Source organism: Pseudomonas sp. GW823-FHT05G12, from assembly GCF_058795575.1.
This window is the reverse complement of record NZ_CM179501.1, coordinates 2,910,658-2,933,547: the sequence shown is the minus strand read 5'-3', so window position 1 is coordinate 2,933,547 and position 22,890 is coordinate 2,910,658. Positions and strand designations below refer to the sequence as shown.

Genomic DNA, 22,890 nt, shown 5'->3' with positions numbered 1-22,890 from the left:
GACGGGTAGTCAGTGGCTCAGTACCACCCGGTGCAAGGTAGCGCCTGGAGGCCTTGATTCTCAATCCTGACGAGAAGGCCCCGCACCCGGCCGTTGAATCAGGCGGTATCGCCTGTTCGGCCGTGGCGCATGACCTTGATCGGGTAGAGCGGCAATGGCGCAGCACCGTTCAGTGCTTGCAGGTGCAGTTGCAGGCGCTGCGCCAGCGGCTCACCACGCCGCTGAATGCCTACCAGCGCGACTTCAGACGTAGGCAAGCAGGCCATGGCCTGGCGGGCCATCGAGCGCAGCACACAGTCCAGATCGTCTTCGTCATACAGGCGAACCCTCGATGGAGCGGGGCGATTCATGGTGTTTTTCCTTTATTGGATATCACTCTGTTCGGGAGCCTACCCGGGCACCTTGAGGTGGGCATGATAAAAGCCAAATGATCGAATCGAAAACAAGCCCGTTTTGTGCATCACATGCGATAAGCCGTGATTATTCCACCTGAGGAAATGTTTGCAGGAGGGGTTTGCTATCGCCATAATTGGTACGTAATTACATGTTACATAACACAGTACTAAATCGTAGGAGCAAGCATGGCCCGTGGCGGTATCAACAAGGTGGTAGTGCAGCAGGCGCGTCAGGCCCTGATCGCCCGGGGTGAGAACCCCAGCATCGATGCCATACGTATCGAGTTGGGCAACACCGGCTCCAAAACCACGATTCACCGCTACCTGAAGGAACTGAACGGCCAGCAGCCGGTGGCGTCCGAAGGCGGGGTCGCGCTGAGCGATGTGCTGAGCCGCCTGGTCGGGCAACTGGCAACGCAGCTGCAGGACGAGGCCGACCTGAAGATCGAGCAGGCCGAGAGCACGTTCACTCAACAGCGCGAGCAGCTTGAGGCGCAGCTGGAAATTGCCCGGAAGGCACTGGCCGCAGCGCATCAGCAACACAAGATCGATGCAGCGGCATTGGCCGCGGAATCCGAAAAACTGCTGTCCACGCAAAGCACGCTGCAGGCCGAACAGCTGCGCAGTGCCAGCCTCAACCAGTCGCTGGGTGAGTTGCAGGTGCGCCTGGCTGACAAGGACGAGCAGGTCAAGTCGCTGGAGGACAAGCACCGCCATGCCCGCGACGCCTTGGAGCACTACCGCAATGCCAGCCGTGAACAGCGCGAGCAGGAACAGCGCCGCCACGAAGCGCAGTTGCAGCAGATGCAGGTGGAATTACGTCAGTTGCAGCAGGGCATGATCGTCAAGCAGGACGAACTTACCCGTTTGCACCGTGACAATGAGCGCCTGCTGGGAGAGCATCGTCAGGCGGCCAGCGAATGCCGGGCGCAGGATGAGTTGCTGGAACAACGCGATGCGCAGATCCAGGGCCTGCGCACCATCCTGGCCCAGGCACAAGGCGCCAGCGAAGAGATGCGTCGGCAGCTGGATGTGCAAGCCCAGAGCCTTGAAGCCAGGCGCGACGTGTGCGCCGAGCAGGCGCGGCAGTTGCAGTGGCTTGAGGAGCAGTTGAAGGCGCGTGATGAGGCGCTGGCGCAGTGTCGGGCGCAATTGGCCTCGGTTGCAGATTAATCAAACTTTTCCTGGCGGGTGGTTTCTTCCTTAGACACTCACCGGAGACAACGCCATGCCTGGATCTCAACCACCACACAAAGAGGGGCCTCACTCGGCCGAGCAGGCCGATAAAAAGGCCGACCTTGGTTTCGACCCCGACTCCCCGGATGCCGAAGACCCTCAAGTCGACCCTCAGGGGCCGGCCAAGCCGCCTAGAGACATTGAGAAAAAGGAGTAAACCACGGCCTTGATTACTGGTCTCGTTGCCGGCAAGCCATGTGCGATCCCTTGGGAACCAGCTTGCCGGCGACGGTCACCACAGACGACTGTCAGCCTTCAGCGCGCCTGGCGGCCTCTACGCCCGCCGCCGACAGCTTGATCGGGTAGTGCACGCTGATCTGGTGATCACTGCTTACCGCCACGCTACCGTCGTGAATCAAACCGGCTTCCTGCAACGTCTTGAGCATGCCGGCCACCGCCTTTTCACCGCGGTAGTTGTCCAGCACTTCCTTGCCTAGGCCTTCGGGGTGGGCATGCAGCAGGCGGGTAAGTACTTCGGTCTTCAATGCATCGTTACTCATGTGCGGCCTCACTTGCCGTGCTTGGACTGAAGGGCTTTGGCCTGTTCCAGGTGCTGTTCGAGTTTGGGCAGCGTTTCGCTGGCAAAGGCCTTCAGCTCGGCCTTGTCGGACGATGCGGCCTCTTTCTTGAACAGCTCCACCGCTTTTTCGTGAGCGTCGACCTGGTTGTTGAGGTACGACTTGTCGAAGGACTCATCGCGCCACTCCAGGATCACTTTCTTGATCTTGTCGGTCATCGCGGCCTCATCCGGAACCGAAATGTCCAGTTTGCGGGCAATGTCGCCGAGTTTCTGGTTGGCCTGGGTGTGGTCGGTGACCATTTGCTGGGCGAATGACTTGATCTCGGCGTTCTGGCTTTTCTCCTGAGCCAGCTTGCCGGTCACCACTTCGGCAATGCCGGCCTCGGTGGCTGCATCGACGAAATCATCGGAAGTCGCGGCCATTGCGTGCACCGATGCCAGGCCCAACACCATGGAAAAACCAACGCGTCTGATGAAGAGACTATTCATGCTTCACTCCTTTAAACCGTGGCGCGACCTTAATGTCGCGTACGGTTGAGGGTGAAGGCGGGGCAAAGGTTTAATCTTTTTTGCCGCCGGTTCCGACCGTGCGACGCTGAACTATAGTGAAGACGGCGAACGCCGTAGGGCCAGGGATTCCAATGTGCGCAGCCAGGAAACAGGATGACGATGGGCTTTTCGCCATAAGTGGCGAGGGCCGCGCCGTGGCGCTGTTCCGCCTGGTACTGGCATTCATGCTGGTGGTGATGCTGGCATTTGTACTGGTGGAAGGTTGGCGCATCTGGCGCGACTACCGCTTTGCCTATAACAATGCCGAGAACATGGTCAGCAACCTGGCCCGGGCTACGGCGCAGCACGCCGAGGACGCTATCCGCCAGGTCGACGCCATTACCGCAGCCTTGGCCGAGCGCCTGGAAGGCGATGGTTTCGATCACATCGACCGGCCCCGCCTGCATGCCTTGCTGGCCCAGCAAAAACGCATCATGCCGCAGTTGCACGGGCTTTTCGTTTACGGCCCGGACGGCAGCTGGATCGTCACGGATCAGGCGGCCATCCCGCCCAAGGCCAATAACGCCGACCGGGACTACTTCGCCTATCACCGCAGCCATACCGACCCTGGTGTACATATCGGTTCGGTGGTGCGCAGCCGTTCCACCGGCGACCTGATCATTCCTATTTCCAGGCGCCTGGAGCATGCCGACGGCAGCTTCGCCGGCGTATTGCTCGGCACCATCAAAGTGGCGTGGTTCGTGCGTTACTACGGCGACTTCAAGATCGACGAACGCGGCGCGCTGGTGCTGGCCAAGCGCGACGGCACCCTCCTGGTACGGCGCCCGTTCGTGGAACAGGTGATAGGCCGAAGTCTTGCCAACAGTGAGATCTTCCGCAACCACTTGCCGTATGCCACAGAAGGGGTAGCCGAGGCGGTAGCGGTTGTCGACGGTACCCCTCGGCTGTATGGCTACCGCGCGTTGTCCAGCTACCCGTTGGTCGTGGAGGCGGGGCTGTCGCGTGAATCCATTGTCGCGCCCTGGCGGTACGATGCGATCAAGTCAGTGGCGGTCTTGCTGCTGTTGTTGGTGGGGCTGGCAGCGTTTGGCGGTGTGGTGCTGCGCCAACTGCGCGAGCGGATCGTGATCGAGCGGGCGCTGCTCCAGGCTCACCAGACGCTGAAAGCGTTGGCCTTGACCGACAGCCTTACAGGGCTGGGTAACCGTCGGCGGCTGGATGGCGTGTTCGAACCTGAACTGCGCCGTGCACGGCGCCAAGGCTATCCCCTGGCACTGGTGATGCTGGACCTGGACTACTTCAAGGCCTACAACGACCACTACGGTCACCCGGCTGGCGACCAGTGCCTGCGACGCTTTGCCGAGGTGCTGCAACAGGCCTTGAAACGGCCGGCCGATCTGGCGGTGCGCTATGGTGGGGAGGAATTCACGCTGTTGCTGCCCGATACCGATGGCCGTGGCGCGGAACTGCTGGTGCAGGAGTTACAGCAGCTGTTGCGCCGTCAGGCGCTGGAACATGCCGCCAGCCCATTGGGAAGGGTGTCGTTCAGTGCCGGGATCGCGGTGGTCGACCTGGCGCGGGAGGGGGGTACTGCCGAGGCGCTGGTCGCGGCGGCTGATGGGGCGTTGTACCAGGCCAAACAGCAGGGGCGAGATGGGTATTGCGTGGCCGGTAGTGTGGCGGCAGGGCAGAATTGCTGACCTGGCTGGAGATCGCGGGGGCACCATGCGGCGCGATGAAACTAGAGCCCCACGTTCAGACGCATTGCACAACGCCCGAGAAGACCGTGAGCATGCTCGCTGGCCAGGATGCCACGGAGTCGTTCGCAAAGCCGGCTATCCTGAAGCATCTCAAACCCGAAACGGGCATAAAACGGAGCATTCCAAGGCACATCCACAAAGGTGGTCAGCGTCAGCTCGCGTACACCGGCGCAGCGCGCTGCATCGACCACTTGCTGCAGCAACCGGCGCCCGACACCTTGCCCTTGGGCCTCCTGGCACACCGATATTTCATGAAGGTGCAATGCCTGATCCGCCAGCCGGGCGCATGCAAAACCCACAATGCGCCCAGTCGCGTCCTGCGCCACCCAACTACCCCCTGCCTCGACGAAAGCCCTGTGCGCCGCGCAATCCATGACTTCGCCTTGCGCCAGCCAGGCCAGTGCCGGCCAACTGGCAAAGGCCTGGGCTGCCGAGCGCTCGACGTCCGGCAGCCGCGTGATGTCTGGTTCAAGGGTCGGGCGGATAAGCATGAATCACTCCTGTCGTTCTAATCCGTCGCCAGCACCTGCGGCTGCAATTGCCAGCGCACCGAGCTTACACCTTTCTCCAGGCTGACCCTGCTGACCAGGCGCTCCAGTTGCGCCGGCGCCTGCGCGGTGCCCAACAGCTCGGCGCGCACTTCCAGGCGCGCAGGGTTGTCCAGGTCCTGGCTCTGCAACGACTGCAGGCGCAGCTGTGGATCGCCCAGGCTGTGCAGCATCAGGCTACGCACCTGGATCTCGTCCTCGCCGCGGCAGACGATACGGACTTCGAAGTGCTGTTCCACCTCGCTGGCCGGCACCACGTCCTGACGGTCCAGACGCTGGGCGATATCACGCAACAGGATGTTGGCGCAGAGCACCACCAGGCTACCCAGTGCCGCCTCCATCATCAGCCCGAGGCTGCACAGCACGCCGACCGCAGCCGTGCACCACAAGGTGGCCGCGGTGTTCAGGCCACGTACATTGAAACCATCGCGCATGATGACGCCACCGCCGAGAAAGCCGATGCCCGACACCACATAGGCTGCGACCCGCGACGCATCGGCAGGCGCCATGCCTGGCACCGCCTGGGTCATCAATACGAACAGGCAGGCACCGGTACTGACCAGCGCATTGGTGCGCAGCCCGGTCAGGCGTTGGCGCAATTGCCGTTCGGCACCGATCAGCGCCCCCAGCACCAGGGCAATGCTGACGCGCAGCAGAAATACTTTCCAATCCATAGCAAACCTCTTCCGCAGGCACACGCCCGCATGAACGCCATCAGTTGGCGCGGTTGAAATAACCAGAAATTGCGCAGGACCACGCGGAGGGAAGGAGAAGCGGGGGTTACGGGAAACCACCGTCTTGCCAGAGCGGCCAGACAGTGCGGAACACTGCCGGGCTAGCGCGCCACGCGGGCCTGTCGCAAGCGACTGGGGCTACTGTCCAAGGCAGGTCTCCTGTTGAGGAAGGCAAAATTGCGTCGCGGACCATACGCCGCAGGGCAGAGCAGGTCAAGGGCAAAAACATGACAATGGCTTCATCCGGGAACGGCCTGCTGCCGGTCACGCCCACATGGAAAAAACCCTGGGCAGCCGGTAACCTTGCGCCTTCCTTTGCCATCACCCGGACCGTTCCATGCTGTTCAATCTCGCCATATTGTTCGGCACCCTGGTGGCCATGGAGGGCGTTGGTACACTGGCTCACAAGTACATCATGCATGGCTGGGGCTGGTGGCTGCACCGATCGCACCATGAGCCACACCTGGGCATGCTTGAAACCAACGACCTGTACCTGGTGGCCTTGGGGCTGATCGCCACGGTGCTGGTGGCGCTGGGCAAAAGTGGTTATGCGCCTTTGCAGTGGGTAGGCGGTGGTGTGGCAGGCTATGGTGCACTGTATGTACTGGCCCACGACGGTTTCTTTCACCGGCACTGGCCGCGCAAGCCGCGGCCGGTCAACCGCTACCTGAAACGCTTGCACCGCGCGCACCGCCTGCACCATGCGGTGAAGGGGCGCACGGGGAGCGTGTCGTTCGGGTTCTTCTATGCGCCGCCGCTGAAGGTGTTGAAGCAGCAATTGCGCAGCAGGCGCAGCCAATCGTGACGGATCCCTGGCACGCCCGGCACCTGCCGGGCACCGGGTGACGTCAGTTCACGGTTTCACCCTTGGGCTCTGCCGCCACATGCCCGCGGCTCACCCACCAGCCAAACCCGGCCGCGGTAAAGAACATGATCAAGCTGTACAACGCAGCCGGCACCGCCATGGTCGCGTTGTTCAGCAGCGAAGGGCTCAACGCCAGGGCAATCGCCAAGGTCCCGTTATGGATGCCAATTTCCATACCAATGGCAATCGCCTGGCGCTTGGGAATGTTCAACAGCCGCGGCACCCAATAGCCCACCGTCAGGCTCAGCAGGTTGAACAGCAGCGCCGCCAGGCCAACCACCGGTGCGTACTCGACCACTGTCTGCCAGTCCTTGGCCAATGCCAGGACGATGGTGAAGGCCAGGAACAGCGCAGCCACCAGCTTCATCGGTTTTTCCATGCGCGCAGCGAACACCGGGGCGAAATGGCGAATCAGCATGCCCAGCGCCACCGGCAGCAAGACGATGGCGAACACCTGCATGACCTTGGCGAACTGCAGTGGAATAGCCTGGTCCGAGGCCATGAACCAGCTCAGCGACAGGTTCACCAGCAACGGCATGGTCAGGATCGCGATCAGTGAGTTGACCGCCGTCAGGGTGATGTTCAATGCCACGTCACCGTGGGCCAGATGGCTGAACAGGTTGGCCGTGGTACCGCCCGGCGAAGCAGCCAGCAGCATCAACCCCACTGCCAGGGCAGATTCCAGGCCAAAGCCGTTGGCGATCAGGAAGCACACCAGCGGCAACAGCAGGATCTGGCACACCAGGCCCACCACCACGGGCTTTGGATACTTCACTACGCGCGCGAAGTCAGCCAGGGTAAGCGACAGCCCAAGGCCAAGCATGATGATGCCCAGGGCAAGCGGCAGAAACGCAGTGAGCAGGGGCGAGGCGGTCATGAGTGGTCTCTCGGGCGAAGGATCTGAAGCAGTGTAGGTCGGCCTTGATTGATAGCTAATTGCAAAGGGCCAGCTCTTGGTAACCGTTTGTTACCACGTGCAGCGGCTGGCGAGGCTGCATGCCGCATTGCAGCAGGCATGCAGGCGAAGTAGCATTCCGTTTTTACCTTAGGATTAGCCTGATATGCCGTTCCAGCAAGGTCTGCTTGCCACCCCGGTGCCGGCCCACGCCCGTCACCTGTTCTTCACCCTGCAGTCGCCCGAGGCGTTGCCTGCCGCGCTGGATGCCTTGCTGCCGCAGGTCGATGGCAAACAGTTGCTGCTGGGCGTAGGCGCCCCCTTGGCCAAGGCCCTGGGCCGGGAAATACCAGGCCTGCGCCCGTTCCCGCTGCTGGATGCTGCAGTGGAGAACCCCAGCACCCAACACGCCCTGTGGCTGTGGCTGCGTGGCGACGAACGTGGCGACCTGCTGCTGCGCGCCCAGGCCCTGGAGCAGGCGCTGGCACCCGCCCTGAGCCTGGCCGACAGCGTTGATGGTTTCCTGCACCGGGGCGGCCATGACCTTACCGGTTATGAAGACGGCACCGAAAACCCGGCAGACGAAGAGGCGGTGCAAGCGGCCATTGCCGCAGATGGCTCCAGCTTTGCCGCGTTCCAGTTGTGGAAGCACGACCTGCAATACTTCAAGTCGCTGCCCCAGGCAGACCAGGACAACATCATCGGCCGTCGCTTGAGCGATAACGAAGAACTCGACGACGCCCCCGCGTCCGCGCACGTCAAGCGCACCGCCCAGGAAAGCTTTGAACCCGAGGCGTTCATGGTCCGTCGCTCGGTATCCTGGGCCGACCAACGCGGCGCCGGCCTGGCTTTCGTCGCCCTGGGCAAGAGTTTCGAGGCATTCGAAGTGCAGCTGCGGCGCATGAGTGGCCTGGAAGACGGCATCATCGACGGGCTGTACCGCTTTAGCCGCCCGCTGACGGGGGGCTACTACTGGTGCCCGCCAATGAGCGAGACGGGTGTCGATCTGAGCCCCTTGCTGCGGGCCTGATCTCTAAACATCCGGATACAGAAACACCCGCAGGCGAGGGATAGAGCGGCTAGCCTTGAAAGTTTCCGATTCATGACGGGAGATTTTCCATGTACGCACGTCGTGAAGTCCTACGCGCAGGTGCAACATTGGGGTTGCTGGCCGCCGCCAGCCCTTGGCTGCACGCTGCCGCGCCGGCGGGTTTGCTTGCGCGCAAAGTCCCGTCCACCGGTGAAGCGTTGCCGGTGATCGGTGCCGGTACGTCGGGCAGTTTCGAGGTAGAAAGCGGTTCGCCCCAGTACCTTCAGCTCAAAACGGTGCTCAAGGCATTTTTCGAAGGCGGCGGCCGGGTGATCGACACCTCGCCCAACTACGGGGGCGCCGACAGCATTCTCGGCCAGTTGCTGGAAGAGGGCGGCTGGCACCGACAGTGCTTCCTTGCCACCAAGATCGCCGCCAATAGCCGGGCTGAAGCCCAGGCGCAGTGGGCCGGCAGCCTCAAGAGCCTGCGCACCGACAAGGTCGACTTGCTGCAGATTCACAACCTGCGTGACTGGCAGACGCAGCTGCCTTATGCCCGCGAGCTGAAGCAGCAGGGCGGGACACGTTATGTCGGCATCACCCATTACCTGAACAGTGGCCACGACGACGTCGCCCGTATCGTGCGCAGCGAGCCGCCGGACTTCATCCAGATCAACTACTCGGTCAACGCGCCGGACGCTGCCCGGGAACTGCTGCCGCTGTGCCAGGACAAGGGCGTTGCGGTGTTGATCAATCGGGCCTTCGACGATGGCCGGCTGTTCGCCCGGGTCAAAGGCCAGGCCTTGCCGGGCTGGGCTGCCGAAGCAGGCATCGGCAGCTGGGCACAGCTGTTTCTCAAGTTCGCCATCAGTCACCCGGCAGTGACCACGGTCATACCCGCTACCAGTCGACCTGACCGCCAGCTCGATCAGCTCAAGGCCGGGCATGAGCCAATGCTCACCCAGGCGCAGCAACAGGCGCTGATCACGCAGTTTGCCTGACACCATGCAAACCTGGCGGCGGCGCCTGGACCAAGGGCTGAACATCCAGCCTGGTGAGGGGCCGGCGGTCATCGCCGGCTTGCTGCTGTTCTATCTGCTGTTCACTGGTTACTTCATGCTGCGCCCGGTACGCGAAACCATGGGCGTTGCCGGTGGCGTGGAAAACCTGCAGTGGCTGTTCACCGGCACCTTCCTTGCCACGTTGGCGTGCCTGCCGCTGTTTGGCTGGCTGGCCTCCAGGGTGCAGCGCAGGCATATCCTGCCTTGGACCTATGGTTTTTTCTCCAGCAACCTGTTGCTGTTCGCGGCACTGTTGGCCGGTAACCCTGACAATCTCTGGACCGCCCGGGCCTTCTACATCTGGCTGTCGGTGTTCAATTTGCTGACGATCTCGCTGGCCTGGAGCGTGCTCGCCGATCTGTTTTCCACCGCCCAAGGCAAGCGGCTGTTCGGTCTGCTGGCAGCCGGGGCCAGCCTGGGCGGGCTCAGTGGCCCCGTGCTTGGCACGTTGCTGGTGGCGCCGCTCGGCCATGCCGGGTTGCTGGTGCTGGCGGCGGTGTTTCTGCTGGGCAGTATCGGCGCGACACTGTTCCTGCAACGCTGGCGAGCACGCCAACCCATTGCGATGCAAACCAAACACCAGGACGCGCGGCGACTGGGTGGCAACCCGTTTACCGGCGCCACCGCCGTACTGCGCTCCCCCTATCTGCTGGGCATTGCTTTATTCGTGGTGTTGCTGGCCAGCGTCAGCACGTTCCTGTACTTCGAGCAGGCGCGTATTGTCAGCGAAACCTTCACGGACCGCACCCGACAGACCCAGGTGTTCGGCCTGATCGACACAGTTGTGCAGGCTCTGGCCATCCTCACCCAGGTCTTTCTTACCGGGCGCCTGGCCCGTCGGCTGGGAGTCGGTGTGTTGCTGGTCGCAGTGCCGCTGGTGATGGCTGCAGGCTTCTTGTGGCTGGCACTGGCCCCGGTGTTCGCCCTGTTCGTGGTGGTGATGGTGGTGCGGCGGGCAGGTGAATACGCATTGGTGCGGCCAGGGCGGGAGATGCTGTTCACCGTGCTGTCCGCCGAGGACAAGTACAAAGCCAAGAACTTCATCGACACCGTGGTCTACCGTGGCGGCGATGCGCTGAGCGGCTGGGTCAAGCGTGCGCTGGACGTGATGGGCGAACACCCGCAATTGGCGATGCTCATCGGCGCGTTGCTTGCCGTGGGCTGGGGCGCGACGGGCGCTTGGCTGGGCCGCCGGCAGGCGCGCATGGATAGCCCGCCGCACCACTGACACGCGCACCAAATATGGCGATGCCGCTTATTTAACGCCACCGGTCCGAACCTCTCGTAATAAACCGAATCTGCCGATATCGCCGAACTCCGAATCTGTGTACGGCATCTTGCCGTGCATTCCGAAGTCATATGAGGTTTGAACACCATGGCCACTAAAGACAACAGCCGCACCGGCAATCAACAAGGCAGCCAAGGCGGTAACAAGAACCCGGGCAATTTCGCCAATGACCGTGAAAAAGCCTCCGAAGCCGGTCGCAAAGGCGGCCAGTCCTCGGGCGGCAACATGCCCCACGACCGCGAGTCGGGCCACAAGGGCGGCCGTTCGTAACTGACCGAGGCGCAGTGCCGGGGCGACCTGGCACTGCAATTATCCAAGGGGGTACTCCATGCGCCTGACTCCACTGATCATCCTGATGGGTTCGCTGAGTTTGGTCGGCGGTTGTTTCGACCGCGACAATGACCACCCCGGCAAAGATTCGGACCCCAGCAAACCTTCGCTGCAGATGCAGCAACCGGATAACAAGCCTGCACCGCAGCCTGCGCCCGACCCCGAGCCGATGCCGGGGCAGAAGCCGAGCCAATAAGTAGACAAGGAGCACGGCATGACGGTGATGAACCGCAATACTGCAAGCGCTGGGCAAGTGGCCGCCGAATCGACCAGTCTGCGACAACGCTATGAAACAATGCTCGCAGGGCAGGATGCTGGCAGCGCCTCATGGCTCGAGGAACAACTGGCGGGTGCCGCAAACATGCCGGACGACTTGCCCGACACACCGTCCGAGCTGCCCGACTGGAGCAGAAAGCATACTGCCAAGGTCGCCGAGGCCTATACCCGTTACCTGGCACAACGCCGTCAAGGCATGCCACGCCGTTACTTTTCCAACCGCGCCCACGCATTGTGGTTCCTGCAACAGGTTGCGCCGACCAAGGCCGTCGACGGCGCCTGGCTACAGGGCACCCTGCATCACTGGCGCGATCCACGTTACCACGGGCTGATTCGCACTTACCTGGAAGAGCTCGGCAACGGCGACCCACGCTGCAATCATGTGCTGATCTATCAGCGTCTGCTTGGTCGCCTGGGTTGCGTAGAGGCCATGCCCCTGGATGACACGCGATATCTGCAAGGGGCCCTGCAACTTGCGCTGGGGCAGCATTGCAACAGTTACCTGCCAGAGGTGGTTGGCTACAACCTCGGTTATGAGCAGCCACCGCTGCATCTGTTGATCACCACGTACGAGCTGGCCGAGCTAGGCATCGACGGGCAGTATTTTCAGCTGCACGTGACCATCGACAATGCCGCCAGCGGCCACGCGCGCCTGGCAATCCAGGCATTGAACCAGCTAAGCCCCCCGCGTGACCCCCAGGGGTTCTACGCCAGGGTGCGCCGCGGCTACCGTCTGAATGACCGGGGTATCGCCACGCCAGACCTCATCCGCCAGTTCGACCTGCAAGCTGAACTGTTCGCAGCCTTGGAACGCAAGCGGGTATACGGCCAGTTCATGCATGCCGACCATTGCCGTCTGCAGCAGCGCACGATCAATCAATGGCTGGCCGAACCCGGCGCCATGCCCGCATTCGTTGCCGCATTGCAGGCCCATGGCTGGATCCGCAGAGGGCAGCCGCCGGCTGACAGCCGCTGGTGGACGCTGATCGAGGGGCCGTCTGCGGCGATGTTCGGTGTATTCAACGCCTATGAAAAACAGCTTTGGCATGACTGGATCGCCGACGACTGGCGGCCGTCCATCCGCCGCGTGGCCCCTGGCAGTTGGGGGCTGCCGGAGGTGCATGAGGAAATACCCGGCGACGCCTTGAATGTGGCCCCCGAGGCCTTGATCCAGAGGATGGCTGGCAACCGCCACGCCACGCCGGACGGTCTGTCTGCCACGCGCGCCTACATGCGCGTAACCGGGCTGCGCCAGGAGGAACCGCGTTGATGATGCTTGCGCCCAGTCAAATGGAGGCAGACCAGGCGTTGCTGCAACTGGGACAGCGCCTGCGTGCCGATGGATACCGCTTTACCTGCGTAACGCCCGCCACCCACGCGCGCGTCAATGCCCGCGTGGGCTGCGGGCAGGCCAGCACCCTGCGCGATGTATTCGGCTGGAGCCGGCCTTTCGACCCCGGTTTGCTGTCGGAAGATCAGTTGCAGTTGCTCGAACGTGCGCAGGCGTTAGTTGCGCAGGGTGAACTGCTGACCAGCACGGTACGCTGGTCCAGCCTGGATGAATTTCTGTTGCTGCATTCGGCGTTTCCAACCGACGCCAGCGATGCCGTGTTCTTCGGCCCGGACAGTTACCGCTTTGCCCAGGTCATTCACGATCACCTTCAGCACTGCCCCGCGCGGGTCGAGCATGCAGTGGATATCGGCTGTGGCAGCGGGGTGGGCGCCTTGCTGATTGCCCGCGCCGCCCAGCACGCACAGGTCAGCGCCGTTGACATCAACCCCCTGGCACTGCGCTATACGGCAATCAATGCAGCCCTGGCGGGTGTGAGTAACGTGTCGGTCGAGCCCAGCGACTTGCTGGACGGTATCAGCGGCACGTTCGACCTGATCGTTGCCAACCCGCCCTACATGCTTGACCCCAACGCCCGCCTGTACCGTCACGGCGGAGGCGCGCTAGGCGTCGACCTGTCGTTACGTATCGTGGAGCAGGCTCGCGATCGGCTGAGCCGCCACGGTACGTTGCTGCTGTACACAGGCGTGGCCATTGTCGAAGGCCGCGATGCCTTGCTCGAAGCCATCCGCCTGCGCCTGGCCGGTCCGGATTGGGCCTGGGTGTATCGGGAAATCGACCCCGATGTATTTGGCGAGCAACTGGCTGAGCCGGGCTATGAACAGGTCGAGCGCATCGCCGCCGTGGCGCTCACCGTTACCCGCAGCCGCTGAGTCAGCATGATCCGGCCCTGTACGTTCGGCATCGAGGAAGAGTACCTGCTGGTGAAACTGGGCTCGGGTCAGGTTACGGCTACACCGTCACCCGTGGTGATGGGGCGCTGCCGTGAAGCACTTGGCCGCTATTTCGCCCAGGAAATGTTCCGCAGCCAGATCGAGCTGGCGTCGCCGGTGTTCACCAACCTGTATGAAGCACGTGAGTTTTTCCAGCGCAGCCGTCAACGGCTGCGCGTGGCATTGGCCGAAGAGGGGATGGGGCCATACGCTGCGGCAAGCCACCCCTGCGCCGCGTGGCTGCTGCAGAAGCCCGCGGCACAAGGGCACTATAAGCAGCTGTTCGATGACTACCGCCATGTGGCAAGGCGTAGCCTGCTCAATGGCCTGCATGTGCACGTTGGCGTGCCGCCGGCTTGTGACCGCATGCAACTGATCAACCGCCTTTTGCCCTGGTTACCGTTGTTGCTGGCGTTGAGCACTTCGTCGCCCCTGTGGGCTGGCCAGCCTACCGGGTACATGAGCTATCGCCGTGTGATCTGTGGTGAGTGGCCGCACATGGGCTTGCCCGAAGCGTTGCCGGACTGGGCCGCCTATGAACGCTACCGTACCCTGTTGCAGCGAACCGGTGCACTGGCTGCCGATGGCGACCTTTGGTGGGCAATCCGGCCTTCGCGGCGCTATCCGACAGTGGAGTTGCGCATCTGCGATGGCTGCCCGAATCTGGAAGACGTTCTGTGCATTGCAGCACTGTTTCGCCACCTGGTTGAACACAGCATTGCCTACCGCCATGACCCGCTGCCCAGCAGCCGCGAATTGCGCTGGATCGCCCAGGAGAACTACTGGCGTGCCATGCGCCATGGGCGCCACGCACAATTCATAGGTTGTCACGAGCAGCAGCCGGTCACGGCGCAAGGCTGGCTCGCCCAACTGCAGGCCCAGATGCCCATAGACAGCGCGGACGCCGAGCGCGCCTGCCAGCACGCCCTGCACGTGCTGCGCCATGGTACCCATGCCGACCAGCAATTGCTCTGCCTGGCACAGGCCAGGGCAGACGGGCTTGGCAAAGAGCAGGCGCTACGCGCCGTGGTGGCTGCCGGGACTTGCATTTAGCCCGGGTTGACCGACAATGGCCGCGCCCTTTGCAGCCACTCGGAAACACCTGCTCCATGATGCTGATCAAGCAATTCCCCGACATTTCCCTGGATGACACGCTGTTCGTCTTTGCCCTCGAGGCCGAGGCTGGCGATGTCTTTACCGAGGTGAACACCGTATTCACCGGCATTGGCAAGGTCAATGCCGCTATCGCCCTGACCAAGGCGATAGCCAGGCGCAGGCCCAAACTTATCGTCAACCTGGGCTCGGCTGGCAGCCAGCGTCATGGCAAGGGCGAAGTCGTGTGCTGTAACCGCTTCGTTCAACGCGACATGGATGTGACCGCACTGGGCTTTGCCCGTTATGAAACGCCCTTGTCCGACACCCCGGTGGTACTCCAACACGGGGTGGCAATACCCGGCCTGGCTGTGGAAGCCTGTGGCAGCGGTGACAGCTTCGAGATCAACCATGGCGACGCGCCTTATGACGTGGTCGACATGGAAGCCTACGTGCTGGCATTGATCGCGCGTGACGAAGGTATTCCGTTCGTGTGCCTTAAATACATTTCCGATGATGCCGGCAGCGATGCTGCGCAGGATTGGGCAGTGCAAGTGCACCTGGCGGCCGAAGCGTTCAAGCGGGTGCTGTTCAGCCAGGCGTGACAGTTGCCGCAGGGCAGGGCAGCTAAACCTTTGTCGCCCGGCGCAGTCACTTCTGGTATCAGCAGGCAACCCTGGGAGCACCCTCATGGCTCGGGCAATCTGGAAAGGCGCCATCAGTTTTGGCCTTGTGCACATCCCCGTGGCACTCAATACCGCCGTGCGCACCGAGCGCGTGGACTTCGACTGGCTGGACAAGCGCAGCATGGAGCCGGTCGGCTATAAGCGGGTGAACAAAGTGACCGGCAAGGAAATCGACAAGGACAATATCGTCAAGGGCGTAGAGTTCGAGAAGGGCCGCTATGTGGTGATCAGTGAGGAGGAGATCCGCAAGGCCCGGCCCGAAGCGACCCAGACGATCGATATCTTTTCCTTTGTGGAAGCGGGCGATATTCCGCTGCAGCATTTTGATACGCCGTACTACCTGACCCCGGACCGCCGTGGCGGCAAGGTGTACGCCTTGCTGCGCGAGACGCTGGAAAAGACCGGCAAGGTGGCACTGGCCACCGTGGTATTGCATACCCGGCAGCACTTGGCGCTGCTGCGGCCGCTGGACCAGGCGCTGGTGATGATCACCTTGCGCTGGCCTGAAGAGGTGCGCGGGCTGGAAACGCTGGAGCTCGATGCCAGCGTGACCGACAGCAAGGTGGAGAAGCGTGAGCTGGAGATGGCCAAGCGCCTGGTGGAGGACATGAGCGGGCCCTGGAAGCCTGAGGATTATCACGACGCCTTCCGCCAGACGATCATGGACCTGGTGGAAGAGAAGGCCAGCAAGGGCAAGATCGAGGCGGTGGAGAAGGGCGACGCAGGGGGGGCCGAGAAAGGTGCGGACATCCTCGACCTGACCGAACTGCTCAAGCGCAGCCTGGGTGGCAAGAAACCGGTGAAGAAAACGCGCAAGGCTTCATGAACACCGCCGAAATCCATTGATTTCAGGACTGCGCCTGCAACCCGGCCAGGTAATCACCAAACCCCTCGCGGGCGCGGCTGTCGCGCCGGCTGCTGGTGGCCACGCTATGCCTGGCGGTCCAGACGATCTGGGCGCCGCTGGCCTGCAGGTCGCTGACCAGTTGCACATCCTCATGCGCCGCCAGGGGCTGGAAGCCACCCACACGCTCGTAAGCATCGGCGCAGACCCCCAGATTCGCGCCATGCACATGCCGATGCCCTTCACAAGCCTGGTAGCGGCTCTGGTACAGCTTGCGCAGCGCGGCGGTCTGCCAGGGTTGCCAGTACTCGATATGCACGGTGCCGCAAACCACCTCGGCGCTACAGGCCAGCTGCGACAGCAGCCAGTGCGCCGGGACCCGGCTGTCCGCATCGGTGCACGCCAGCCATGTGGCGCCACGCTCGACCATGTGCGCGGCCCCCACACGACGTGCCATGCCGACATTACCGGCTTCCACCTCCAGCATGTGTACTCCGAAACGCCGCGCCACGGCGGCGCTGCCGTCGCTGCAACGGTCCAGTACCACCAGCACTTCCACGTGCAGTCCCGCTTGCTGCGCCTGCCGGGCAGCCACCAGCACCGCCCGCAGGCATCGTCCAAGGCGGCGGGCTTCGTTATGCGCCGGGATGACAACGGCGATCATGGGCAAGTCTCATCGAGATCGACGACGCTTGGCTGGCATGACCAGTATTCCAGCAAAAAGTCCGCCTCCTCATGCCGAAACTGCTGATGCAACGGCAAATGCCGGGTCAATAGGCGGTGCACTTCGCGACCGTCCTGCGGGCAACCCGCGATAGGGTGCTTCCAGTGGCAGGCCAGCAGCGCACCGTCGTAGCTGAGGCTGGCCAACGATTGTTCGATGACCTGCAGCCAGTCAGTGGGATCGAGGTAATAGCCCACCTCGCTGAGCACGATCAGGTCAAAGCGCCCGCCTGGCCAGTCCCCCGGTAACCGGGCCAGTTCGACCGAAGCATTGTGCAGGTGCGCCAGGCGTTCCCGGGCCAGGCCTACGGCCGTGGGGTCCAGGTCCTGGCACAGCAGGTCGGCGCAGCGCTCGGCCAGTAGCGCACTGAGCTCGCCATTCGCGCAGGCTGGCTCGAACACGCGCTGATAGCACTGGCGTGGCAGGCTGGCCATCACCAGCTCGCGTTTGCGCTTCTCGTACCAGCGGGTGCGAAAGGCCCAAGGGTCTTCATTGGTGGCGTATAGCTCGGCAAAATACTGTGGATCGAGGCTCATGACAGCTCCATTCAAAGGAACACCAGTTCGAAAGGTTGCAGAAGACAATCCAGCAGGTGCGGCGGTAGCACCGGCGGCTGCTCGCCGTCCGGCTGCAGCTGGCTGACGTGGGCGGCCAAGGCCTTGCGCTTGCGTGCCAGACGGCTTTCATCAAGCTGCACGCGGTGCGCACGGGGCCATGGCAGGCGCGGGTCGTCAGGCTCGGCCCAGTGCCAGGCCCAGACCGGTACCTCAGCCAAGTGCACCCCACGGCTTGCCGCCGCCTGCGCAGCGGCGCGGCCGACGGCCTCGTGATCGCAATGGCCGTCACTGCGCCAGGTGGCCATCAGCAGGTCATCGGGTCGCAGTAGCTGGGTGAGGTGATGGGTCAGAAACGCTTCTTCGCGCGGCAACTGGCCATCCTTCAGGTGGAGCCTGCGCCAGTCCAGGCGTTCAAGGTCCAGGTCGAGCTGTTGCAGGGCCTGTCGGCTTTCCTGGGGACGCTGGCGGCGCAAGCGATGTTCGGTCCAGTGGCTGGAGCCGGGGTGGCTGCCTTCGCCGTCGGTGGCGGAGATCAACACCAGCTCATCCTCACGCCCCTTGAAGCCTGCCAGCAGGCCGCCGGCCATGAGAATTTCGTCATCCGGATGCGGCGCGATCAATACCAGCCGGCGCCCCGGCGGGCACAGTTGGCGTGAGTCGAGCCAGGTCGCACGCGCCAGGTGCGCGCTTTGCTGCCAGGCTGCCCAAGGCGTGCCGCCCGCGGACTGGATCAGGTTCTGGCTCATAGTTGCCACACCCCGGCTGGCAACTGGGCCAGCTGCTGGCCCAGCATCGCCAGATCACGCTCGGCGTGGCTCTGACGCAGGAACACCGGCAGGTCGGCGCTCAGCCGGGCAAAATGACTGCTGCGACAGAACGGCGTGGCCCCCAAGGCACGCCCGACGTGGCTGATGACCTGCTCTACGGCCTGTTCTACCTGGGCGCGGGTGCGGCGAACTTCGAAACTGGCATCCACACCGGGCTGTTGATCGATCCAGGCAGCACATTCACGCAGTGACGCACGGGCGCCATGCAACGCAGCGTCCACAGCGCCCAGATGCGCATCGGCATGCGGGTCTGGGCGAGGTTTGCGGCAATGTTCACGCAGGTAATCCGCCAGCGCCTCGGCTGCGCCGTACCAGCAGGCGGCGATACCCGCACCGCCTTGCCAGAAGCCAGGGCGCGAGAGGTATTGGCCTGGCGTGCCGATGAGCGTGCCTGGGGTATCGTTGAACGCCACCTCGACACTGGCGGTAGTGGCCATGCCAACAGCCTGCCAGTGCTCGATGTTCAGGCCCTGGCTTGGCTGTGACAGCTCGATTGCCACCAATTGCGGCTGCTCGGCCTCATCCCAGGCAGTAATCAGCGCGCGATCGATCTGCAAGGCACCGGAACACCAGGCCTTGGTGCCGTTGAGGCGCACCTGGTCACCTTCACGCGCAGTGATGTGGACCCGCGCATCGGGTGGCTCTGCCGCCCACACGCCCCAGATGCCGTCGTTGGCGTGGTGCGCTGCGCCGCATTCCGCCAGGATCGCCAAGGCATCGGTATGGCCCTCATAGAGCTTGGCCAGTGCCAGGTCACAGCCGGCCACCCGTGCCAAGGTCTGCCAGCGACGCAAGGTGTTGCCTTGCCCCGGCAACGGTAGCAGGTCGAGGTGATCAGCTTGCAGCGCCTGGATCAGTTGCGGCAATTGGGTATCGAGGTTGAGCGGTAGCTGGCGTTCGCCAAAGGTGCGTAAAAGGCGGTCAAGGGTGGTCAGGTTGAAGTCCTGAACGATGCTCATGGGCGGGCCTCCCGGGTCGTGTCCAATCGCTTTGGCGTCATCATTCGAGCCCTAGCTGCTTGCGCATGCGCGCGGTGATCGACTGGCGTACCTTGCCCATGTCGGCCCAAGGGTCGTCGACCTCCGCCAGACGCTCGCGCAGGTTGGTGATGTTCCATTGGTTGGCGCCTTTTATTTGCGCCAGCTCCTCACGCCAGACAGGTACCGATACCGGCAGCCCGTCACGGGCACGCAGTGAATAGGCGCACGCCGTGGTGGCGCCTTTGCCGTTGCGCAGGTAGTCGATAAAGATGCGTCCCACGCGATTTTTCGGCCCCGACACCGCGCTCAGGCGCTCCGGAAACAGCTTGGCCAGGTAATTGACGATGGCGTGGCTGAAGTCCTTGACCTCGTCCCACCCGGCTCGCCGGGTCAAGGGCACAACCACGTGAATACCGTTGCCACCACTGGTTTTCAGGAACACCTTGAGGCCCAGTTCGTCCAGCAGGGTGAGGGTCAGTTGAGTCGCCTCCACCATGGCCTTCCAGGGCAGCGCAGGGTCAGGGTCCAGGTCGAGGACAAAACGGTCCGGCTTATCGAAATCCTTGTCCGTGGCGTTCCAGGTGTGCAGCTCCAGCATGTTCATCTGCACCGCACCCAGCAGCGTATCGGCGCGATTGATGACCATCGCTGCCTGGCCGGCCTCGGCCTTTTCGTAGCTGAGTACGTTGGGTATGTGCAGTTGGCCCGCGTTTTTCTGGAAGAACAGCTCGCCGCCCAGGCCGTCCGGGGCGCGCACCAATGCCACCGGGCGGTGCTTGAGCTGAGGCAGGATCCACTGGCTGATGCCGGCGTAATACTCGGCGACCTCACGCTTGGTCACCCCGGTTGAAGGGTCGATGACCCGGTCGGGGTGGGTCAGCCGCAGTTCACCCAGGTTCTCGGACGCCTTGGCCTGCTTGTTGCGGCTGGATACAGTCTTGGCGGGCATGGCGCGCTCCAGGTCAATGGCGGTTGCCGCTTTGTCATCGCGCAGGCCGTGAAATACCGAATGGCGCACGATGCCGTCACGGGTCATCTGGGCAAAGGCGACTTCCGCCAACAGCTGCGGCCGCAGCCAGTGCACACCACGCGCTTCGGCTCCGGCAGGCGGCGAGGGCAGGGCTGGCCTGGCGATTTCCAGGGGCTTGAGCCGCGCGTGGATGCTGGCCAGTGTCGTGGCATTGAAGCCGGTACCGACCTTACCGGCATAGCGCAGCTCGCCACTGTCGTTGTCGTGCAGGGCCAGCAGCAGGGCACCGAAGCCGCTGCGGCTGCCTTTGGGGTCGGTGTAGCCGACGATCACGAATTCCTGGCGTTGCTTGCACTTGAGCTTGATCCAGTCCGGGCTACGGCGGCCGCTGTAGACACTGTCAGCTCGCTTGCCGATCAGGCCTTCCAGCTTCAGCCGGCAGGCACTGTCGAGCAGTGACTGGACAGGTTCGTCGAAGTCGGCGGAATACTTGATGACGTCAGAATGGTTGTGCTCAAGCAGTTGGCGCAATGTATCGCGGCGGTGCTGCAGCGGTAGCTGTCGCAGGTCCTGGCCGCCCAGAAATGGCAGGTCGAACAGGTAATAGGTGATGCGTTCGTCGTGCTCGGTATCGAAGGCGTTCTGCAACGCCTGGAAGTCAGCCATGCCATTCTCATCAGCCACCACCATTTCGCCATCGAGCCAGGCCGAGTCGATGCCCAGCGCGCGCAGGGCGGCAACCTGCCGGGGCATCTTGCTGCTCCAGTCATGGCCGTTGCGGGTGAACAGGCGGATGTCCTGGCCCTCGATGCGGGCCAGGATACGGTAGCCATCAAACTTGACTTCGTAGCGCCAGTCGCCGCTGGGGGGAGAGTCCACCAACGTTGCCAGCTGTGGCTGTAACTGTGCTGGCAAGGGTGCAGCCTGAGCTTTGTCGGCGCGTTTACGGCTGCTGCGCGGGGCAGTGGCTTTTTTGGCAGCGGATTTGCGTGGCACCAGCGTGCGCTCGCTGAGCACGCTGTCGGGCAGGGCCTCGACAATGCTGTACTCGGTTTCGCTGCGCGCCTGGGCGTCGTGCGACTTGACCAGCATCCATTGTTCTTTCTTGCCGGCCAGGTGGGTGCGGAACAGGTTCCACACGCCGCCTAGCTTCTCACCCAGCAGGCGGAATCGCAGCTTGCCTTTGGCGTAGGCTTCATGCGCGTCGCCTTCAGGCTCCCAGATACCGCGGTCCCAGACGATCACGTCCTCTGCACCATAGTGGCCTTCCGGGATATGGCCCTCGAAATCGGCGTAGTCCAGCGGGTGATCCTCCACATGCACCGCCAGGCGGCGCACCTTGGGGTCCAACGACGGACCTTTGGGGATCGCCCAGCTTTTCAGGGTGCCATCGAGCTCCAGGCGGAAGTCGTAGTGCAAATGACTGGCGTCGTGTTTCTGGATGCAGAACTGCAGCGCATGGGCCCGTTTGCCACGTTTGCGTTTGCCGCTGGGCTCGGGTGTAGCGTTGAAGTCGCGCTTGCGCGCGTATTCCTGCAGGGGCTTGGCCATGGCGGGCTCCGGGCAGATCACGGTCTCTAACGTGGGAGGCGCCGGCCGAGGCGGTAGTTCAAAAAACTCTGAATCTTCCGTGAGCTGGCGTAGTCGACCGAATGAAGCCACCTGATGGAGAACGCACATGACCCGACCCGATGCACCTAAGCCATACACCCCCACCGAAATCGATGACATCGAAGACCGCATGGGCAGCGTGCATGAGCTGGATTTCGATGAACGCCTGGATGAGCGCGAAGGGCGTGTGGGCGACGAGCGACCGGCCGCCGAGGTCGACCGTGAGTTTCCCCCCCGGCGCGTGGCGCAAAGTGGCATGACCGGCGGCGAGGCGCTGAAAGACAGCCTGCATGAGGACAATGTCACCTACGACGATTTGAGCCCGGACACCCTGCTGGACGAAACCGGTGCCCGCGACCCCCACGAACCGGGCGGCAGTGGCGGCCCGGCAGACCAGCGTCTGCGCGAGGTGGATGCCGATGAGATCGGTGGCGGGGTTGGCCTGGACGAGGCCGAACTGGCCCGATCCGCGCCGCTGGACGGGGTGCCCTGGACCGACGATGTGATTGATGACGAGGAGAGCAAGCCATGAACGAACAACGCTGCGCCTGCGCGCACTGTTCCTGCACGGTGGATGCCAATGCCTTGCAACGCGACGGCAAGGCCTACTGCTGCCAGGCCTGTGCCAGCGGGCACAGCAACAGTGAGCCATGCCGGATGCAGGACTGCCATTGCGGTGAAAAGCCAAGTGAGAACGCGGTGGACAATGCACTGGATGAAACCTTTCCGGCGAGCGATCCGATATCGCCCTGAAGCCAGTAGGCGGGCTGCCTTTTCACCCGGTCGCCCAGTCCTTTGGGCCTAGGGTGTTGCGTTGCCTGCTTCGCGGGTAAACCCGCTCCTACATTTACGGCGCATGGCTTGGGCC

The 22,890-nt window shown here is 63.0% G+C and carries 25 protein-coding genes and 2 pseudogenes; 16 read left to right on the top strand and 11 right to left on the bottom strand.

Annotation, left to right across the window (positions count from 1 at the left end; all coding sequences use genetic code 11):
• Positions 1-122 precede the first annotated feature (122 nt).
• A pseudogene (locus tag AC3RCM_RS13255) lies at positions 123-350 on the bottom strand (phosphoribosyltransferase); the annotation flags it as partial.
• 231 nt (positions 351-581) lie between these two features.
• On the opposite strand from AC3RCM_RS13255, the gene AC3RCM_RS13250 reads away from it, so the two are divergent.
• Both AC3RCM_RS13250 and AC3RCM_RS13245 read left to right on the top strand, forming a co-directional pair.
• A complete protein-coding gene (locus tag AC3RCM_RS13250; protein ID WP_064492025.1) occupies positions 582-1,568 on the top strand; it encodes a DNA-binding protein in 987 nt (328 codons plus the stop codon).
• A gap of 55 nt (positions 1,569-1,623) precedes the next feature.
• Complete coding sequence (locus AC3RCM_RS13245; RefSeq protein ID WP_010954124.1) at positions 1,624-1,788, top strand: DUF6021 family protein; 165 nt, start codon at positions 1,624-1,626, stop codon at positions 1,786-1,788.
• Positions 1,789-1,879: 91 nt separating this feature from the next.
• Here the strand turns inward: AC3RCM_RS13245 and AC3RCM_RS13240 are convergent, their stop codons facing one another.
• Both AC3RCM_RS13240 and AC3RCM_RS13235 read right to left on the bottom strand, forming a co-directional pair.
• The gene (locus AC3RCM_RS13240) at positions 1,880-2,131 is read right to left on the bottom strand and encodes a hypothetical protein (RefSeq protein ID WP_004374436.1); all 252 of its coding nucleotides are present in this window, start codon (positions 2,129-2,131) and stop codon (positions 1,880-1,882) included.
• An 8-nt stretch (positions 2,132-2,139) separates the two neighbouring features.
• Positions 2,140-2,640 (bottom strand): DUF4142 domain-containing protein, encoded by a 501-nt coding sequence (locus AC3RCM_RS13235; RefSeq protein ID WP_010954125.1) that lies wholly within the window; start codon positions 2,638-2,640, stop codon positions 2,140-2,142.
• Between the two features lie 152 nt (positions 2,641-2,792).
• On the opposite strand from AC3RCM_RS13235, the gene AC3RCM_RS13230 reads away from it, so the two are divergent.
• Positions 2,793-4,361: a sensor domain-containing diguanylate cyclase gene (locus tag AC3RCM_RS13230; protein ID WP_064492026.1), complete on the top strand. Its 1,569-nt coding sequence runs from the start codon at positions 2,793-2,795 to the stop codon at positions 4,359-4,361.
• Positions 4,362-4,402: 41 nt separating this feature from the next.
• Here AC3RCM_RS13230 and AC3RCM_RS13225 read toward each other — a convergent pair whose 3' ends face one another.
• On the bottom strand, positions 4,403-4,912 hold the full coding sequence (locus AC3RCM_RS13225) for a GNAT family N-acetyltransferase (RefSeq protein ID WP_492629668.1): 510 nt from the start codon (positions 4,910-4,912) through the stop codon (positions 4,403-4,405).
• A gap of 17 nt (positions 4,913-4,929) precedes the next feature.
• Positions 4,930-5,643, bottom strand: coding sequence for an MgtC/SapB family protein (locus AC3RCM_RS13220; protein ID WP_004374444.1), 714 nt, complete (start codon positions 5,641-5,643; stop codon positions 4,930-4,932).
• A gap of 397 nt (positions 5,644-6,040) precedes the next feature.
• Here AC3RCM_RS13220 and AC3RCM_RS13215 point away from each other — a divergent pair, with 397 nt between their 5' ends.
• Positions 6,041-6,508 (top strand): sterol desaturase family protein, encoded by a 468-nt coding sequence (locus tag AC3RCM_RS13215; protein ID WP_020190834.1) that lies wholly within the window; start codon positions 6,041-6,043, stop codon positions 6,506-6,508.
• 43 nt (positions 6,509-6,551) lie between these two features.
• Here the strand turns inward: AC3RCM_RS13215 and AC3RCM_RS13210 are convergent, their stop codons facing one another.
• Positions 6,552-7,445, bottom strand: a complete 894-nt coding sequence (locus AC3RCM_RS13210) for a bile acid:sodium symporter family protein (RefSeq protein WP_266021776.1) — start codon at positions 7,443-7,445, stop codon at positions 6,552-6,554.
• Positions 7,446-7,629: 184 nt separating this feature from the next.
• Here AC3RCM_RS13210 and AC3RCM_RS13205 point away from each other — a divergent pair, with 184 nt between their 5' ends.
• From AC3RCM_RS13205 to ku, 10 genes and pseudogenes are all read left to right on the top strand, one after another.
• On the top strand, positions 7,630-8,493 hold the full coding sequence (locus tag AC3RCM_RS13205; RefSeq protein WP_104887639.1) for a Dyp-type peroxidase: 864 nt from the start codon (positions 7,630-7,632) through the stop codon (positions 8,491-8,493).
• A gap of 89 nt (positions 8,494-8,582) precedes the next feature.
• Complete coding sequence (locus AC3RCM_RS13200; protein WP_064492030.1) at positions 8,583-9,494, top strand: aldo/keto reductase; 912 nt, start codon at positions 8,583-8,585, stop codon at positions 9,492-9,494.
• 4 nt (positions 9,495-9,498) lie between these two features.
• Positions 9,499-10,782 (top strand): NTP/NDP exchange transporter, encoded by a 1,284-nt coding sequence (locus tag AC3RCM_RS13195; RefSeq protein WP_198746943.1) that lies wholly within the window; start codon positions 9,499-9,501, stop codon positions 10,780-10,782.
• A gap of 204 nt (positions 10,783-10,986) precedes the next feature.
• A pseudogene (locus tag AC3RCM_RS13190) lies at positions 10,987-11,112 on the top strand (con-10 family general stress protein); the annotation flags it as partial.
• A gap of 58 nt (positions 11,113-11,170) precedes the next feature.
• The gene (locus tag AC3RCM_RS13185) at positions 11,171-11,368 is read left to right on the top strand and encodes a hypothetical protein (protein ID WP_020190830.1); all 198 of its coding nucleotides are present in this window, start codon (positions 11,171-11,173) and stop codon (positions 11,366-11,368) included.
• 18 nt (positions 11,369-11,386) lie between these two features.
• Positions 11,387-12,718 (top strand): iron-containing redox enzyme family protein, encoded by a 1,332-nt coding sequence (locus tag AC3RCM_RS13180; RefSeq protein ID WP_492629667.1) that lies wholly within the window; start codon positions 11,387-11,389, stop codon positions 12,716-12,718.
• Complete coding sequence (locus AC3RCM_RS13175; protein ID WP_104887642.1) at positions 12,718-13,671, top strand: methyltransferase; 954 nt, start codon at positions 12,718-12,720, stop codon at positions 13,669-13,671. Before AC3RCM_RS13180 ends, AC3RCM_RS13175 begins: the two co-directional genes overlap by 1 nt.
• Positions 13,672-13,677: 6 nt before the next feature.
• Positions 13,678-14,784, top strand: a complete 1,107-nt coding sequence (locus AC3RCM_RS13170) for a carboxylate-amine ligase (RefSeq protein ID WP_064492034.1) — start codon at positions 13,678-13,680, stop codon at positions 14,782-14,784.
• 56 nt (positions 14,785-14,840) lie between these two features.
• Positions 14,841-15,428: a 5'-methylthioadenosine/S-adenosylhomocysteine nucleosidase family protein gene (locus tag AC3RCM_RS13165; RefSeq protein WP_104887643.1), complete on the top strand. Its 588-nt coding sequence runs from the start codon at positions 14,841-14,843 to the stop codon at positions 15,426-15,428.
• Between the two features lie 85 nt (positions 15,429-15,513).
• Positions 15,514-16,335, top strand: a complete 822-nt coding sequence (gene ku / locus AC3RCM_RS13160) for a non-homologous end joining protein Ku (RefSeq protein ID WP_198746947.1) — start codon at positions 15,514-15,516, stop codon at positions 16,333-16,335.
• Positions 16,336-16,357: 22 nt separating this feature from the next.
• Here ku and AC3RCM_RS13155 read toward each other — a convergent pair whose 3' ends face one another.
• The 5 genes from AC3RCM_RS13155 to ligD are packed head-to-tail and all read right to left on the bottom strand — an operon-like array spanning position 16,358 to position 21,962.
• Positions 16,358-17,017, bottom strand: a complete 660-nt coding sequence (locus tag AC3RCM_RS13155) for a glycosyltransferase family 2 protein (RefSeq protein WP_029615402.1) — start codon at positions 17,015-17,017, stop codon at positions 16,358-16,360.
• Complete coding sequence (locus tag AC3RCM_RS13150; RefSeq protein WP_020190824.1) at positions 17,014-17,613, bottom strand: class I SAM-dependent methyltransferase; 600 nt, start codon at positions 17,611-17,613, stop codon at positions 17,014-17,016. Before AC3RCM_RS13150 ends, AC3RCM_RS13155 begins: the two co-directional genes overlap by 4 nt.
• A gap of 11 nt (positions 17,614-17,624) precedes the next feature.
• Positions 17,625-18,380: a PIG-L deacetylase family protein gene (locus tag AC3RCM_RS13145; protein ID WP_198746948.1), complete on the bottom strand. Its 756-nt coding sequence runs from the start codon at positions 18,378-18,380 to the stop codon at positions 17,625-17,627.
• Positions 18,377-19,420, bottom strand: coding sequence for an acyl-CoA dehydrogenase family protein (locus AC3RCM_RS13140; RefSeq protein ID WP_064492039.1), 1,044 nt, complete (start codon positions 19,418-19,420; stop codon positions 18,377-18,379). The genes AC3RCM_RS13145 and AC3RCM_RS13140 overlap by 4 nt, the downstream gene beginning before the upstream one ends.
• Positions 19,421-19,460: 40 nt before the next feature.
• The gene (ligD, locus tag AC3RCM_RS13135) at positions 19,461-21,962 is read right to left on the bottom strand and encodes a DNA ligase D (RefSeq protein WP_492629666.1); all 2,502 of its coding nucleotides are present in this window, start codon (positions 21,960-21,962) and stop codon (positions 19,461-19,463) included.
• A gap of 127 nt (positions 21,963-22,089) precedes the next feature.
• On the opposite strand from ligD, the gene AC3RCM_RS13130 reads away from it, so the two are divergent.
• Positions 22,090-22,554 (top strand): hypothetical protein, encoded by a 465-nt coding sequence (locus AC3RCM_RS13130; protein WP_064492041.1) that lies wholly within the window; start codon positions 22,090-22,092, stop codon positions 22,552-22,554.
• Complete coding sequence (locus AC3RCM_RS13125; protein ID WP_020190819.1) at positions 22,551-22,775, top strand: metallothionein; 225 nt, start codon at positions 22,551-22,553, stop codon at positions 22,773-22,775. Before AC3RCM_RS13130 ends, AC3RCM_RS13125 begins: the two co-directional genes overlap by 4 nt.
• Positions 22,776-22,890 lie beyond the last annotated feature (115 nt).